This is a genomic window from Streptococcus sp. FDAARGOS_256, from assembly GCF_002289235.2.
In the GTDB taxonomy this organism is placed as follows: Bacteria; Bacillota; Bacilli; order Lactobacillales; family Streptococcaceae; genus Streptococcus.
This window is the reverse complement of record NZ_NTGM02000001.1, coordinates 1569296-1585458: the sequence shown is the minus strand read 5'-3', so window position 1 is coordinate 1585458 and position 16163 is coordinate 1569296. Positions and strand designations below refer to the sequence as shown.

The following is a 16163-nucleotide window of genomic DNA, read 5'->3' as shown; positions in this document are numbered from 1 at the left end:
CTATTATACTACAAAAGCTCCCTGACCGCAAAATCCATCTGAACCCCGCATTTTTCACTTTCTGTTTTACTTTTCTTCTCAACAGGACTATAATAATAAGTGCTTATTTTCGGAGGTTTATATGTCATTTTTATCAAAAAATGGAGCAGGCATCTTGGCCTGCCTTCTCATTTCTATCGTATCATGGTTTCTGGGAGGATTTTTCCCCGTCGTGGGTGCACCTGTCTTTGCAATTTTTGCTGGAATGCTCCTCCACCCCTGGCTCTCACCCTACAAACAACTAGACGCAGGTTTGACCTTTAGTTCCAAGAAATTGCTCCAGTATGCCGTTATCTTACTCGGTTTTGGTCTCAATATCTCGCAAGTCTTCGCAGTTGGACAATCTTCACTCCCCGTCATCCTTTCCACCATTTCGATTTCCTTAATCGTTGCCTACCTCTTCCAGCGTTTCTTTGCGCTAGACACAAAACTGGCTACCTTGATTGGAGTGGGTTCTTCTATCTGTGGTGGTTCTGCCATTGCTGCGACAGCACCCGTTATCCATGCCAAGGAAAAAGAAGTTGCCCAAGCCATCTCCGTTATCTTTTTCTTCAATGTCTTAGCAGCACTTATCTTTCCAACTCTAGGAACCTGGCTTCACCTATCCAATGATGGCTTCGCCCTCTTTGCAGGAACTGCAGTCAATGATACTTCTTCTGTAACGGCTACCGCCAGCTCCTGGGACAGTCTTTATCAGACCAATACCCTTGAGTCTGCAACTATTGTCAAACTCACGCGCACCTTAGCAATCATCCCCATCACGCTCTTTCTCTCCTACTGGCAAAGTCGCCAGCAAAAAAACAGCCAAGATTTCCAACTAAAAAAAGTCTTCCCACTTTTTATCCTTTACTTTATCCTGGCTTCTCTATTAACGACTCTTCTCACCTCTCTCGGTGTGTCTAGTAGCTTCTTTACCCCTCTTAAACAACTCTCCAAATTTCTCATTATCATGGCTATGAGTGCTATCGGTCTCAAAACCAATCTAGTAGCCATGGTCAGATCCAGCGGTAAATCCATTCTTCTTGGAGCCCTTTGCTGGATTGCCATCATCCTCACCAGTCTTGGCATGCAAGCATTGATTGGTACTTTATAATACAAAAAGGTAGCCCATGGCTACCTTTTTATTGCTCAAGAATTAAGCGAGTATGTTCTCTCTTAATACAGCGATTCATCACGATGTCATCGCATCCTCCAGCACGCAAGATATCTTCCGCTTCTAGATTTTCAAGTCCCAGTTGTGCCCAAAAAATCTTGGCATCCGCCTTGAGAAAGTCTCGTGCTACATCAGGTAAAAACTCGCTACGTCTGTAAACATTGACAATATCCACAGGAAAAGGAATCTCAGCTAGACTCGCATAAGCCTTCTCTCCCAAAATTTCCCCACCTGCAGCCTTGGGATTAACTGGAATGATTTTATAGCCCCGAGCCTGCATTTCCTTAGTCACTCGATTGCTAGTTGTTTCTACACGATCGGACAAGCCTACTACCGCTAACGTTTTGCTAGTTGCCAGATACTGACGGACCACACCATCACTTGGATTGATAAATTCTTGACTCATAGAATTCCTCCTTTTTTCTCAGTATAGCACATTTTGAAAAGGCTTGCAGATTTTGACTACAAAAATCTCCTAGCAAGAAAAGAAACCTGCTAGGAGTTCTGTCTACTTCAAGTGAAAGATTAAATCTTTTTCTCAATACAAAATAGGGGAGAAAGAGGACGTTTTTCGTGGATACGAATAATAGCATCGCCCAGAAGATGAGCAATCGAAATTTGTTCAATCTTATCAATCAAACGCTCTTCTGGTAGGTAGATAGTATCCAAAACAACCAATTTCTTAATAGCTGATTTTTGAATATTATCCATAGCTGGCCCTGAAAGAACTGGGTGCGTACAGCTTGCATAAACTTCAACAGCACCTGCTTCAGCAAGAGCGTCTGCCGCATGACAAATAGTTCCAGCTGTATCGATCATATCGTCAATCAAGATACAAGTCTTACCTTCTACCTTACCAATGATGTTCATCACTTCACTGGTATTCATCTTGTCTACACTACGGCGTTTGTCAATAATCGCAATCGGAGTTTTCAAAAACTCTGCCAATTTACGAGCACGAGTCACCCCACCATGGTCTGGGCTGACAACCACGTAGTCAGAGCCAACCATACCACGACGTTCAAAATAGTCCGCGATCAATGGAGCACCCATCAAGTGATCTACAGGAATATCAAAGAATCCCTGAATCTGTGCAGCGTGCAAATCAATCGTCAACAAACGATCTACCCCAGCAACTTCTAGCATGTTTGCAACGAGTTTTGCAGTGATTGGCTCACGCGCGCGCGCTTTTCTATCCTGACGTGCATAGCCATAGTAAGGCATAACAACATTGACAGATTCTGCACTAGCACGCTTCAATGCGTCCACCATAATCAAAATTTCAAGTAAATTATCATTTACAGGTGAACTAGTTGATTGTAGTATAAAGACGTGTTTTCCACGGATTGATTCTTCAATGTTGACCTGAATCTCCCCATCTGAAAATTGGCGAACAGTCGATTTCCCCAACTCTATCCCAATCTCTTGCGCCACACGCTCTGCCAATTCTCTATTAGAAGAAAGGGCAAACAGCTTTAAATCAGAAAAAGACATGATTTCCTCCGGTATTTATGTATCACTTGTTTTTTACACAACATTTTCCATCTACCATTGTAGCGCTTTTTCCTTTATTTTTCAATCAAAAATAAAACAAGAGCAAACATTTATACCCTCGTTTTATGCTATTTTATATTAGCTATATTAAAACTAAAAATCCTACATTTTAACAATCAATTTTATGCTAGGATGAAATTTTTTCGAGACAAAGTTAGCAAACTTCTCTCATACTTCCTGTATCCACATCATAGACAGCACCTGAAATAACCACATCATCAGGAATCAGTGGAGATTCTCGAAGCAATTGCATATCCTCTCTCACACTCTCTTCAACATCCTGGAATGGTAAAAAATCTTGATCAGACACATCAACTCCGAGCTCGTGTTTCAAATGTTCATGAAAACTTTCATTTTGAAAGGTTTGAGCTCCACAGTCTGTATGGTGAAGCACCACAATCTCTCTAGTCCCCATTTGTTGCTGGGAAATCACCAGCGAACGAATCATGTCCTCAGTTACTCGACCACCCGCATTCCGTAGGATATGGGCATCCCCAAGGGCCAAACCTAGAGCTTGCGCAACGTGCAGACGTGAGTCCATACAGGTCACGATAGCTACTCTGGTTTTGGGTTTAAGTGGCAGATTTAACTGCCCATGTAGGGCAACATAAGCCTGATTGGCTTGCATAAACTGTTCAAAATACGACACGATTCCCTCCTCAAAAATTTGATAATCAAATATTTCTCCTATCTTATCATTTTTAAGAAGATTTGTCACGGATTATGCAAAGACCTTTTTCAAAACTTCCTGAATCGTCGTCACACCAATGACTTCAATTTCCTTGGGTGGAGTAATTCCTGTCAAGGAATTCTTAGGTACATAAATCTTAGTAAAGCCTAGTTTTGACGCTTCATTTATGCGTTGTTCGATACGATTCACGCGTCGAATCTCTCCCGTCAAGCCCAGTTCACCTACAAAACATTCCTGAGGATTGGTAGGCTTGTCTTTGTAGCTCGAAGCAATGGCAACCGCAACAGCCAAGTCAATCGCAGGTTCATCCAATTTGACACCGCCAGCAGATTTGAGATAGGCATCCTGATTTTGCAAGAGAAGCCCTGCTCGTTTTTCCAAAACAGCCATAATCAGACTTGCACGATTGAAATCAAGTCCTGTCGTCGTGCGTTTAGCATTTCCAAACATAGTCGGTGTTACCAAAGCCTGGACCTCCGCCAAAATCGGACGGGTCCCTTCCATGGTCACAACGATTGACGAGCCAGTAGCCCCATCCAAACGCTCTTCTAGGAAAACTTGACTCGGATTGAGTACCTCAACCAATCCGCCCGACTGCATCTCAAAGATGCCAATCTCATTAGTGGATCCAAAACGGTTTTTGACTGCTCTCAAGATACGGAAGGTATGGTGGCGTTCCCCTTCAAAGTAAAGCACCGTATCTACCATATGCTCCAACATACGCGGACCAGCCAAGGTTCCTTCCTTGGTCACATGCCCTACGATAAAGATAGCAATGTTATTAGTCTTGGCCAGCTGCATGAGCTCAGCTGTCACCTCTCGCACTTGAGAAACTGACCCTTGCACTCCAGAAATCTCAGGAGACATAATAGTCTGGATGGAGTCAATAATGAGGAAGTCTGGCTGAATTCTTTCTACTTCTGCGCGAACACTCTGCATATTGGTCTCTGCATAGAGATAAAACTCACTATCAATATCACCCAAGCGCTCTGCACGGAGTTTAATCTGCTGGGCAGACTCCTCCCCACTGACATAGAGAACAGTCCCTACTTGGGACAGCTGAGTTGAAACTTGTAGGAGAAGGGTTGATTTCCCAATCCCAGGATCCCCACCGATGAGGACGAGACTTCCTGGTACCACTCCGCCTCCAAGCACACGGTTGAATTCCTCCATATCCGTCTTGGTTCGATTGACATTGATGGAAGTCACCTCAGCCAGTTTCATGGGCTTGGTTTTCTCACCTGTCAAGGACACACGCGCATTCTTGACCTCTGCAACCTCAACCTCTTCTACAAAAGAAGACCAAGACCCACAGTTTGGACAGCGTCCTAAATACTTAGGTGAGTTGTACTCACAATTTTGACATACAAATGTCGCTTTTTTCTTAGCTATAATAATTCTCCTTTTACGGTTACTCCGAAAGAATGCCACTTATACAATGTATTTTGAAATTTATTCTGGTTGGCAACTCCGACAGCAGACAAATCGACAGAAACCTGATAATTCTCCTTGACAGCTGCCAAGACGGAAGCCTTGACACAGAAATTGCCATCTACCCCTATAAACTCTATGCTCTTAGCACCATTTCCCTCTAAAAAATCTTTTAAATCTGGATTAGTAAAGCAAGAAGCCCGACACTTCTCAAAGATACGAGAAGATACAACTAACAAGTTGGTCGCAAATTTCTTCTTTCTATCTTTTCTCTCCCAGAAAAAACGATTGAGAATATAGATAACTCGGTCGCTGGGATAAGTAGCAATTTTGTCATTTACAGCTGCAGTCAGTTCTTCATGATATGCTTTTCCTACAGCAACATAATCTGACTGCATGTCTACAACTAATAAATAGTCTGCCATTTTATCCCTCTATTTCCCTGTCGATCCAAATCCACCAGTCCGCACGCCATCTGCCTCATCTCCATCTGCAATCAAGAAAGGAGCAAAGACAGCCTGAACCACACGTTCCCCAACTTCGAGAACCACTTCCTGATCAGTAATATTTTTCATCTGAGCAAAGATATGTCCTTCATTCCCTGGATTGCCATAATAGTCTCCGTCAATGACACCCACAGAGTTAATCAAGACCAAGCCTTTTTTACGAGGGTTTGAAGAACGGTCATAGAGATAGAGCACCTCTGTCGGTTGCATATAAGCCTTAACTCCTGTTGGGACCAATATAATCTCACCTGGCGCAATGACAGTTCGTTCGGCAACCTTTAAATCGTACCCAGCTGCATGAGCTGTCTCACGCTTAGGCAACAAATTTTCATCTGTAAAACTCGAAACCAATTCAAAACCACGAATTTTCATATTTTTCTCTTTTCTATAATCATTTATTCTAGGCTATTTTATCTTATTTATTCGAAAAAAGCACGAAAAAAGAGCACACAATTCACACTCGCTTAGGGCTGCTGGATTCCTCCCCTGACCCGCTTCACGCAGAACTGTTGCTCCACTGTTCATTATACCACATTCCCCTCTGTTTTTAAAGAGAAATTATTTTTTCCGTCGATTTCGGAAAAAGTCCTGCATAATCGCTGCACAATCATCTTCCAAAATTCCCGTTTCCACCTCTACACGATGATTGAGACGCTCATCTGTCAAAATATCGTACAAGCTCCCAGCTGCACCAAATTTCTGGTTTTTAGCCCCGTAGACTACGTTTGGAATACGGGCAAGCCCAATCGCCCCGCTACACATGACACAAGGCTCAATGGTCACAAAAAGCGTACAATCCAGCAGTCGCCAACTCTCTTCACTCACATTCGCATTCTCTATAGCCATGATTTCTGCATGCATGACCGCCCGTTGCAACTCCTCGCGCGCATTATGCCCCCTACCAATGATTTCTCCATCCTTGACAATCACACAACCAATTGGAATTTCATCGTGTTCTAAGGCAATCTCAGCCTCTCTCAAAGCCTCTCTCATAAAGGCTTCTTTTTCTTCAACTGTATAATTCATCGTTCTTCTCTTTTCCTACTTGTCGATTTTATTATTATATCATGATTCTCAACACAAAAAAAGCCACCGAATGCGGTGACTTAATAGGGAGATTATTATGAAAAAGAAAAGTTTAGGATATTTGTTACAACAAGTTAGGAGGTCTTCTTGTAACTGTCTATAGTATACCCAACCTGTCTTAAACTAATCTTAAAAATCTCCTATGACCAAACACTTTCTAAAATATTAGTTTGTTCACGACCAGGACCTACTGAGAATGTCGAAATGCGAACACCAACCAACTCACTTACACGACGAACATAGTTACGTGCATTCTCAGGAAGGTCTTCCAAATTACGGACTCCAGTGATGTCTTCTGACCAACCTGGCAATTCCTCGTAGATTGGCTTGCAACGTTTCAACTGCTCAAGACTAGCAGGATAGTAATCAATACGTTGACCATTAAGATCATAGGCCACACAGATTTTCACAGTATCCAAACCGCTCAAAACATCGATAGAATTCAATGAAAGATTGGTAATCCCAGATACACGGCGACTATGGCGCATCACAACTGAATCAAACCAACCTACACGACGTGGACGACCAGTTGTTGTACCGTATTCATGACCTACTTCACGGATGCGATCCCCCACTTCATCAAATAATTCAGTTGGGAAAGGTCCGTCACCTACACGACTCGTATAGGCTTTACAAACACCTACAACCTTGTCAATCTTACTTGGGCCAACACCAGACCCAATTGTCACACCACCAGCGACAGGGTTTGACGACGTAACAAATGGATACGTACCTTGGTCGATATCTAGCATAACACCTTGCGCACCTTCAAACAGCACACGTTTGCCATTATCAAGCGCATCATTCAAGATAACGGATGTATCTGTCACGTATTGCTTGATTTGTTGACCATACTCATAGTATTCTTCAAAAATATCGTCAACTGAAATAGGGGTACTATCATATAATTTTTCAAACAAACGATTCTTTTCCGCAAGATTGCGTTCCAAACGTTCACGGAAAATATCCTTATCCAAAAGATCCGCAATACGAATTCCAACACGAGCAGCCTTATCCATATATGCTGGACCGATTCCCTTGATTGTAGTACCAATCTTATTGTCACCCTTAGCTTCTTCCTGCAAGCGATCCAACTCAATGTGGTAAGGCAAAATAACATGCGCACGATCAGAAATACGCAAGTTATCAGTTGTCACACCTTCATCATGAAGATAGCTCAACTCTTTCACAAGAGATTTAGGGTTTACAACCATACCGTTTCCAATAACTGAAATTTTTTCAGGGAAGAAAATTCCAGATGGAATCAAGTGCAACTTAAACTTTTTACCATCAATAACAATGGTATGACCTGCATTATCACCACCTTGGTAACGAGCAATCACTTCCGCATTGGCTGAAAGAAAATCTGTAATTTTCCCTTTACCTTCATCGCCCCATTGGGTACCTACAACAACAACTGAAGTCATAATAAAATTCGTCTGAGCTACTAGGAGCTCGTCCTTTCTCATATACATGGCAGGAATTTCACCCGCAATTATATCTTACAATTTATTATAAGAAAAAAACACTATTTTATCAAGAAGAAACAGTAGAAAAGATTTGGAAATTCTTTCATTTCTAAATACAGAAGCCTTTGATTATAAGCTAATTCTATATTTTTTAAAAACTAGCTACAACTATCGTTCGTAATTATGATATAGATGCTTCCTATTGGATAATAGTTGTACCACCTTGCAGGAATTTATCTAGATATAGACGATAAGCTGTTTTAAAGTGATATAGTGAAAAGTCCCTATCACTTTTTATTTTAAATCGGATTAAGTAATATAGTAAAAAACGAAGATGAAGTGATTCCCACTCTGAACAACTCTGGCCTAAAGAGACATATTCTTGTTCAACTAGTTTCAAAAAGACGAATGCTCGATCATAAAATTTCTGAAGCATATAAAAATTCCCTTTCTTATTAGTAACACTAGTCTAACAAAAAAAGGAACTAAAAAAGCTTCAAATCCTATAAAAGAAGAATTTAAAGCTAAACGAACTAAAAATAAAATAAAGAGGTAATTATAGATTTAAAAATTAAAATTTGAAATTTCAACAGTCCAATATATTTATAAATAAAAAAACGCTCAGTTGAACGTTTCGATTTATACTCCGCCAGTAGGACTCGAACCTACGACATCATGATTAACAGTCATGCGCTACTACCAACTGAGCTATGGCGGATAAAAGCTAAGCGACTTCCATATCTCACAGGGGGCAACCCCCAACTACTTCCGGCGTTCTAGGGCTTAACTGCTGTGTTCGGCATGGGTACAGGTGTATCTCCTAGGCTATCGTCACTTAACTCTGAGTAATACCTACTCAAAATTGAATATCTATCAAATCTCAAGAAAACCTCACACTTCGTATTCTCAGTTACTTTGGATAAGTCCTCGAGCTATTAGTATTAGTCCGCTACATGTGTCGCCACACTTCCACTTCTAACCTATCTACCTGATCATCTCTCAGGGCTCTTACTGATATAAAATCATGGGAAATCTCATCTTGAGGTGGGTTTCACACTTAGATGCTTTCAGCGTTTATCCCTTCCCTACATAGCTACCCAGCGATGCCTTTGGCAAGACAACTGGTACACCAGCGGTAAGTCCACTCTGGTCCTCTCGTACTAGGAGCAGATCCTCTCAAATTTCCTACGCCCGCGACGGATAGGGACCGAACTGTCTCACGACGTTCTGAACCCAGCTCGCGTGCCGCTTTAATGGGCGAACAGCCCAACCCTTGGGACCGACTACAGCCCCAGGATGCGACGAGCCGACATCGAGGTGCCAAACCTCCCCGTCGATGTGAACTCTTGGGGGAGATAAGCCTGTTATCCCCAGGGTAGCTTTTATCCGTTGAGCGATGGCCCTTCCATACGGAACCACCGGATCACTAAGCCCGACTTTCGTCCCTGCTCGAGTTGTAGCTCTCGCAGTCAAGCTCCCTTATACCTTTACACTCTGCGAATGATTTCCAACCATTCTGAGGGAACCTTTGGGCGCCTCCGTTACCTTTTAGGAGGCGACCGCCCCAGTCAAACTGCCCGTCAGACACTGTCTCCGATAGGGATAACCTATCCGGGTTAGAGTGGCCATAACACAAGGGTAGTATCCCAACAACGTCTCCTTCGAAACTGGCGTCCCGATCTCATAGACTCCTACCTATCCTGTACATGTGGTACAGACACTCAATATCAAACTGCAGTAAAGCTCCATGGGGTCTTTCCGTCCTGTCGCGGGTAACCTGCATCTTCACAGGTACTAAAATTTCACCGAGTCTCTCGTTGAGACAGTGCCCAAATCATTACGCCTTTCGTGCGGGTCGGAACTTACCCGACAAGGAATTTCGCTACCTTAGGACCGTTATAGTTACGGCCGCCGTTTACTGGGGCTTCAATTCATACCTTCGCTTACGCTAAGCACTCCTCTTAACCTTCCAGCACCGGGCAGGCGTCACCCCCTATACATCATCTTACGATTTAGCAGAGAGCTGTGTTTTTGATAAACAGTTGCTTGGGCCTATTCACTGCGGCTGACGTAAAGTCAGCACCCCTTCTCCCGAAGTTACGGGGTCATTTTGCCGAGTTCCTTAACGAGAGTTCTCTCGCTCACCTGAGGCTACTCGCCTCGACTACCTGTGTCGGTTTGCGGTACGGGTAGAGTATGTTTAAACGCTAGAAGCTTTTCTTGGCAGTGTGACGTCACTAACTTCGCTACTAAACTTCGCTCCCCATCACAGCTCAATGTTATAGATATAAGCATTTGACTCATATCACACCTCACTGCTTAGACAGACACTTCCATTCGTCTGCTTTAGTTAGCCTACTGCGTCCCTCCATCACTACATACTCTAGTACAGGAATATCAACCTGTTGTCCATCGGATACACCTTTCGGTCTCTCCTTAGGTCCCGACTAACCCAGGGCGGACGAGCCTTCCCCTGGAAACCTTAGTCTTACGGTGGACAGGATTCTCACCTGTCTTTCGCTACTCATACCGGCATTCTCACTTCTATGCGTTCCAGCACTCCTCACGGTATACCTTCTTCACACATAGAACGCTCTCCTACCATACCTATAAAGGTATCCACAGCTTCGGTAAATTGTTTTAGCCCCGGTACATTTTCGGCGCAGGGTCACTCGACTAGTGAGCTATTACGCACTCTTTGAATGAATAGCTGCTTCTAAGCTAACATCCTAGTTGTCTGTGCAACCCCACATCCTTTTCCACTTAACAATTATTTTGGGACCTTAGCTGGTGGTCTGGGCTGTTTCCCTTTCGACTACGGATCTTAGCACTCGCAGTCTGACTGCCGACCATAATTCATTGGCATTCGGAGTTTATCTGAGATTGGTAATCCGGGATGGACCCCTCACCCAAACAGTGCTCTACCTCCAAGAATCTTTATGTCGACGCTAGCCCTAAAGCTATTTCGGAGAGAACCAGCTATCTCCAAGTTCGTTTGGAATTTCTCCGCTACCCACAAGTCATCCAAGCACTTTTCAACGTGCCCTGGTTCGGTCCTCCAGTGCGTCTTACCGCACCTTCAACCTGCTCATGGGTAGGTCACATGGTTTCGGGTCTACGACATGATACTAATTCGCCCTATTCAGACTCGGTTTCCCTGCGGCTCCGTCTCTTCAACTTAACCTCGCATCATATCGTAACTCGCCGGTTCATTCTACAAAAGGCACGCTCTCACCCATTAACGGGCTCGAACTTGTTGTAGGCACACGGTTTCAGGTTCTATTTCACTCCCCTCCCGGGGTGCTTTTCACCTTTCCCTCACGGTACTGGTTCACTATCGGTCACTAGGGAGTATTTAGGGTTGGGAGATGGTCCTCCCAGATTCCGACGGGATTTCACGTGTCCCGCCGTACTCAGGATACTGCTAGGTACAAAGACTATTTTAAATACGAGGCTATTACTCTCTTTGGCTGATCTTCCCAAATCATTCTTCTATAATCTTTGAGTCCACATTGCAGTCCTACAACCCCGAAGAGTAAACTCTTCGGTTTGCCCTCCTGCCGTTTCGCTCGCCGCTACTAAGGCAATCGCTTTTGCTTTCTCTTCCTGCAGCTACTTAGATGTTTCAGTTCACTGCGTCTTCCTCCTCACATCCTTAACAGATGCGGGTAACAGGTAGTACCTGTTGGGTTCCCCCATTCGGAAATCCCTGGATCATCGCTTACTTACAGCTACCCAAGGCATATCGTCGTTTGTCACGTCCTTCTTCGGCTCCTAGTGCCAAGGCATCCACCGTGCGCCCTTATTAACTTAACCTTATTTTTTGACCTTTCAGTCATAAACTCTTTTAATACTACAGCGTTTCGGTTTATTTTCTTGTTACTATTTGATATAGATATTCAATTTTCAATGTGCATTACTTGGTGATCTCTCACCAATGGAGCCTAGCGGGATCGAACCGCTGACCTCCTGCGTGCAAAGCAGGCGCTCTCCCAGCTGAGCTAAGGCCCCACAAGACCTCTCAAGACTAAACAAGACCAATGTGCAGTTCCTTATCCTTAGAAAGGAGGTGATCCAGCCGCACCTTCCGATACGGCTACCTTGTTACGACTTCACCCCAATCATCTATCCCACCTTAGGCGGCTGGCTCCAAATGGTTACCTCACCGACTTCGGGTGTTACAAACTCTCGTGGTGTGACGGGCGGTGTGTACAAGGCCCGGGAACGTATTCACCGCGGCGTGCTGATCCGCGATTACTAGCGATTCCGACTTCATGTAGGCGAGTTGCAGCCTACAATCCGAACTGAGACTGGCTTTAAGAGATTAGCTTGCCGTCACCGGCTTGCGACTCGTTGTACCAGCCATTGTAGCACGTGTGTAGCCCAGGTCATAAGGGGCATGATGATTTGACGTCATCCCCACCTTCCTCCGGTTTATTACCGGCAGTCTCGCTAGAGTGCCCAACTGAATGATGGCAACTAACAATAGGGGTTGCGCTCGTTGCGGGACTTAACCCAACATCTCACGACACGAGCTGACGACAACCATGCACCACCTGTCACCTCTGTCCCGAAGGAAAACTCTATCTCTAGAGCGGTCAGAGGGATGTCAAGACCTGGTAAGGTTCTTCGCGTTGCTTCGAATTAAACCACATGCTCCACCGCTTGTGCGGGCCCCCGTCAATTCCTTTGAGTTTCAACCTTGCGGTCGTACTCCCCAGGCGGAGTGCTTAATGCGTTAGCTGCGGCACTAAACCCCGGAAAGGGTCTAACACCTAGCACTCATCGTTTACGGCGTGGACTACCAGGGTATCTAATCCTGTTTGCTCCCCACGCTTTCGAGCCTCAGCGTCAGTTACAAGCCAGAGAGCCGCTTTCGCCACCGGTGTTCCTCCATATATCTACGCATTTCACCGCTACACATGGAATTCCACTCTCCCCTCTTGCACTCAAGTTAAACAGTTTCCAAAGCGTACTATGGTTAAGCCACAGCCTTTAACTTCAGACTTATCTAACCGCCTGCGCTCGCTTTACGCCCAATAAATCCGGACAACGCTCGGGACCTACGTATTACCGCGGCTGCTGGCACGTAGTTAGCCGTCCCTTTCTGGTAAGATACCGTCACAGTGTGAACTTTCCACTCTCACACTCGTTCTTCTCTTACAACAGAGCTTTACGATCCGAAAACCTTCTTCACTCACGCGGCGTTGCTCGGTCAGACTTCCGTCCATTGCCGAAGATTCCCTACTGCTGCCTCCCGTAGGAGTCTGGGCCGTGTCTCAGTCCCAGTGTGGCCGATCACCCTCTCAGGTCGGCTATGTATCGTCGCCTTGGTGAGCCGTTACCTCACCAACTAGCTAATACAACGCAGGTCCATCTGGTAGTGATGCAATTGCACCTTTTAAGCAAATGTCATGCAACATCTACTATTATGCGGTATTAGCTATCGTTTCCAATAGTTATCCCCCGCTACCAGGCAGGTTACCTACGCGTTACTCACCCGTTCGCAACTCATCCAGAAGAGCAAGCTCCTCCTTCAGCGTTCTACTTGCATGTATTAGGCACGCCGCCAGCGTTCGTCCTGAGCCAGGATCAAACTCTCATTAAAAGTTTGAGTTCTCACTCATTTCTGTCACTGACAGATTTATTGTTTTTTTTCATTGTTCAGTACTATAACTTCAGTTATAGTGCCCTGCACATTGGTTCGTCTTGTTCAGTTTTCAAAGGTCTTTGTCACTCATTCTCTCAAGCGACAACTATATTAGTATATCACAGCTACCTGTCTCTGTCAACAGATTTTTTAAACTTTTTTCAAGTTTTTTCTAACCGCAATACACCATAGTCCGTACGGGATTCGAACCCGTGTTACCGCCGTGAAAAGGCGGTGTCTTAACCCCTTGACCAACGGACCTTGAGCTTTTCAACTCTTTCTATTATACCTACTTTTTTACCTTTGTCAAGGACTTTTTTTAGTGAATTTAATTTTTTCTTTTCTTCACTAACTTAACTACTGCTTCTGTTCGTGCAGTGTGGGGAAACATATCGACTGACTGGATATACTGGAGATCATAAACTTTTACCAGTTTAACCAAATCTCGCGCCAACGTCGAAACATTGCAGGATACATAGACCATTTTTTCTGGAACATAGGTCAGAATGGTATCCAGTAGCTTATCATCTAAGCCTGTACGAGGAGGATCGACTATCAGGGCATCCGCTCGGTAGCCATTCCATTAGAACATAAAAAGAGAGGTTAAACCTCTCTAAATTTATTTTTCTTCACTCATTTTTGATTTTACTTCATCATAAGATAATGCATGGGATTCCTCTTCTACTGTCTCAGGCATTTTTCCTGTCTCGTAAAGAGATTTAATCTGTGTACTATCTAATGTTTCATATTTCAATAACGCTTCTGCAATCAATTTATGCGTTTCACGATTTGATTGGATAATTTCAGCAGCTTTGTTTCGTGCCTCATTTAATAATGAACGAACTTCCTCATCAATCTCATAGGCTGTTTGCTCTGAAATTGATTTTTGAGGACTTTGTGCACCAAACATAGCATGATTACCTTCGTATTGAACTGGGCCAAGTTTTTCACTCATACCGTATTCAGTGACCATTGCACGCGCCATCTGTGTGGCTTGTTCAAAGTCATTTGAAGCTCCTGTCGTTTGGACATTAAAGATAATCTCTTCAGCTACACGACCACCCATCAAGCCTGCCAATTGCTCTTTCATGTCTTCTTTAGATAGAAGCATTTGATCCTCTTTCGGAAGTGCAATCATGTAACCACCTGCACGTCCACGTGGTACAATGGTAACTTTATGAACAACACGGGCATTTGACAAGACTAAACCAACAATGGTATGTCCAGCCTCATGATAAGCAACCAATTCACGTTCCCTTTGTGATACTGTTTTATCTTTCTTAGATGGTCCAGCAATCACTCTGTCCTCTGCCTCATCTATATCTGAAGCATCAATAACTGACTTGTTGCGACGGGCTGCAACCAAGGCTGCCTCATTTAGAACATTTTCCAAGTCAGCTCCCACAAAACCTGGAGTTTGTTGGGCAACTAATTTCAAATCAACATCTTCTGCTAGAGGTTTGTTTTTAGCGTGAACTTTCAAGATTGCTTCACGACCTTTAACATCAGGGCGACCAACCAAGACTTTTCTATCAAAACGTCCTGGACGGAGAAGAGCTGGATCTAGAACATCTGAACGGTTCGTCGCAGCGATAACAATGATCCCTTCATTTCCCTCAAAACCATCCATCTCAATCAAGAGTTGGTTCAAGGTTTGTTCACGTTCATCATTACCTCCACCAAGACCGACACCACGTTGGCGACCAACGGCATCAATTTCATCGATAAAGATGATGGCTGGCGCTGCTTTTTTTGCATCCTCAAAAAGAGAACGAACACGGCTTGCACCAACTCCGACAAACATTTCTACAAAGTCAGAACCTGAGATACTAAAGAATGGAACACCTGCTTCCCCAGCAACTGCCTTAGCAAGTAAGGTCTTACCTGTTCCCGGAGGTCCCTCCAAAAGAACACCTGCAGGAATACGCGCACCAAGTTTTGTAAATCGTTTTGGATCTTTTAGGAATTCAACAACTTCAACTAATTCTTGTTTTTCTTCCTCGGCACCTGCTACATCTGAAAATCGTACCTTGATATCTTCTTTGTTAGCAGCCTTGGCCTTACTACGTCCAAAACTCATTGGATTTCTACTATTATTTCCTCCCATATTTCCCATCATAGAGAATAGGAAGAAGAAGAGAATAGCAAATGGCACCACAGAGACAAGGATATTGATCCACATACCGCTTGAACTCTCATGTTTGACTGTTACTTCTGCCTGATGTTCAGAAGCAAGTTTTTGCAATTCTGAAACTGTTGAATCAGACGGAAGAATAGTACTTGAGAATCTTTCTACTGTTGTGGCAGCAGGAGTGAAAAATTGAATCCCTGTTTCTTCTTTACTAGTCTTAGGATTTTTATAAACACCAGACACTTCAATGATGCTACCATTTGGCTGATAGGTTAATTCTTTTACATTGTCTGCTGTAATTTCTTTTACCAATTCTGTATAGTTAATTTTTTCGCTTCGTCCTGCAGTATTTCCAGAGTAAAAATACTGGAATCCTGTTACAAGGAAGAAGATAATTAACAAGTATAGAAATGGATTTCTAACTAAACCGTTATTTTGTTTTTTCATTAAAGA

At 43.8% G+C, this 16163-nt stretch carries 11 protein-coding genes, 3 tRNA genes, 3 rRNA genes, 1 other RNA gene and 1 pseudogene; 1 reads left to right on the top strand and 18 read right to left on the bottom strand.

Annotated elements, in window-relative coordinates; genetic code table 11:
• Window positions 1–121 precede the first annotated feature (121 nt).
• Window positions 122–1132, top strand: a complete 1011-nt coding sequence (locus tag A6J84_RS07845) for a YeiH family protein (protein WP_095726371.1) — start codon at window positions 122–124, stop codon at window positions 1130–1132.
• A 28-nt stretch (window positions 1133–1160) separates the two neighbouring features.
• Here the strand turns inward: A6J84_RS07845 and A6J84_RS07840 are convergent, their stop codons facing one another.
• From A6J84_RS07840 to ftsH, 18 genes and pseudogenes are all read right to left on the bottom strand, one after another.
• Window positions 1161–1598 carry a CoA-binding protein gene (locus A6J84_RS07840; RefSeq protein WP_095726370.1) on the bottom strand — a complete coding sequence of 146 codons (438 nt, stop codon included), beginning with the start codon at window positions 1596–1598 and terminating at the stop codon, window positions 1161–1163.
• Between the two features lie 119 nt (window positions 1599–1717).
• On the bottom strand, window positions 1718–2686 hold the full coding sequence (locus A6J84_RS07835) for a ribose-phosphate diphosphokinase (RefSeq protein ID WP_000010174.1): 969 nt from the start codon (window positions 2684–2686) through the stop codon (window positions 1718–1720).
• A 214-nt stretch (window positions 2687–2900) separates the two neighbouring features.
• Window positions 2901–3395: a beta-class carbonic anhydrase gene (locus A6J84_RS07830; RefSeq protein ID WP_002882318.1), complete on the bottom strand. Its 495-nt coding sequence runs from the start codon at window positions 3393–3395 to the stop codon at window positions 2901–2903.
• A gap of 72 nt (window positions 3396–3467) precedes the next feature.
• Window positions 3468–4829, bottom strand: coding sequence for a DNA repair protein RadA (radA, locus tag A6J84_RS07825; RefSeq protein WP_095726492.1), 1362 nt, complete (start codon window positions 4827–4829; stop codon window positions 3468–3470).
• Window positions 4826–5293: an isochorismatase family protein gene (locus A6J84_RS07820; protein WP_000796430.1), complete on the bottom strand. Its 468-nt coding sequence runs from the start codon at window positions 5291–5293 to the stop codon at window positions 4826–4828. Before A6J84_RS07820 ends, radA begins: the two co-directional genes overlap by 4 nt.
• Window positions 5294–5302: 9 nt before the next feature.
• Window positions 5303–5746 (bottom strand): dUTP diphosphatase, encoded by a 444-nt coding sequence (locus tag A6J84_RS07815; RefSeq protein WP_000701976.1) that lies wholly within the window; start codon window positions 5744–5746, stop codon window positions 5303–5305.
• Window positions 5747–5800: 54 nt separating this feature from the next.
• An RNA gene (gene ffs, locus A6J84_RS07810) (signal recognition particle sRNA small type) lies at window positions 5801–5900 on the bottom strand.
• Window positions 5901–5932: 32 nt separating this feature from the next.
• On the bottom strand, window positions 5933–6400 hold the full coding sequence (tadA, locus tag A6J84_RS07805) for a tRNA adenosine(34) deaminase TadA (protein ID WP_001110101.1): 468 nt from the start codon (window positions 6398–6400) through the stop codon (window positions 5933–5935).
• Between the two features lie 200 nt (window positions 6401–6600).
• Window positions 6601–7887 carry an adenylosuccinate synthase gene (locus A6J84_RS07800; RefSeq protein ID WP_095726491.1) on the bottom strand — a complete coding sequence of 429 codons (1287 nt, stop codon included), beginning with the start codon at window positions 7885–7887 and terminating at the stop codon, window positions 6601–6603.
• A 241-nt stretch (window positions 7888–8128) separates the two neighbouring features.
• On the bottom strand, window positions 8129–8365 hold the full coding sequence (gene comW / locus A6J84_RS10250; protein ID WP_000939515.1) for a sigma(X)-activator ComW: 237 nt from the start codon (window positions 8363–8365) through the stop codon (window positions 8129–8131).
• Window positions 8366–8573: 208 nt separating this feature from the next.
• Window positions 8574–8647, bottom strand: a tRNA-Asn gene (locus A6J84_RS07790).
• 5 nt (window positions 8648–8652) lie between these two features.
• Window positions 8653–8768: ribosomal RNA gene (gene rrf / locus A6J84_RS07785) — 5S ribosomal RNA — on the bottom strand.
• A 76-nt stretch (window positions 8769–8844) separates the two neighbouring features.
• A 23S ribosomal RNA gene (locus A6J84_RS07780) occupies window positions 8845–11745 on the bottom strand.
• 122 nt (window positions 11746–11867) lie between these two features.
• Window positions 11868–11940, bottom strand: a tRNA-Ala gene (locus tag A6J84_RS07775).
• Between the two features lie 51 nt (window positions 11941–11991).
• Window positions 11992–13537: ribosomal RNA gene (locus tag A6J84_RS07770) — 16S ribosomal RNA — on the bottom strand.
• Together the 16S, 23S and 5S rRNA genes with 3 tRNA genes alongside form the textbook arrangement of a ribosomal RNA operon.
• A 231-nt stretch (window positions 13538–13768) precedes the next feature.
• Window positions 13769–13840 (bottom strand) — tRNA-Glu (locus A6J84_RS07760).
• A gap of 67 nt (window positions 13841–13907) precedes the next feature.
• Window positions 13908–14156, bottom strand: a pseudogene (locus tag A6J84_RS07755) (23S rRNA (uracil-5-)-methyltransferase RumA); the annotation flags it as partial.
• Between the two features lie 42 nt (window positions 14157–14198).
• On the bottom strand, window positions 14199–16157 hold the full coding sequence (gene ftsH, locus A6J84_RS07750) for an ATP-dependent zinc metalloprotease FtsH (RefSeq protein WP_049479921.1): 1959 nt from the start codon (window positions 16155–16157) through the stop codon (window positions 14199–14201).
• Window positions 16158–16163 lie beyond the last annotated feature (6 nt).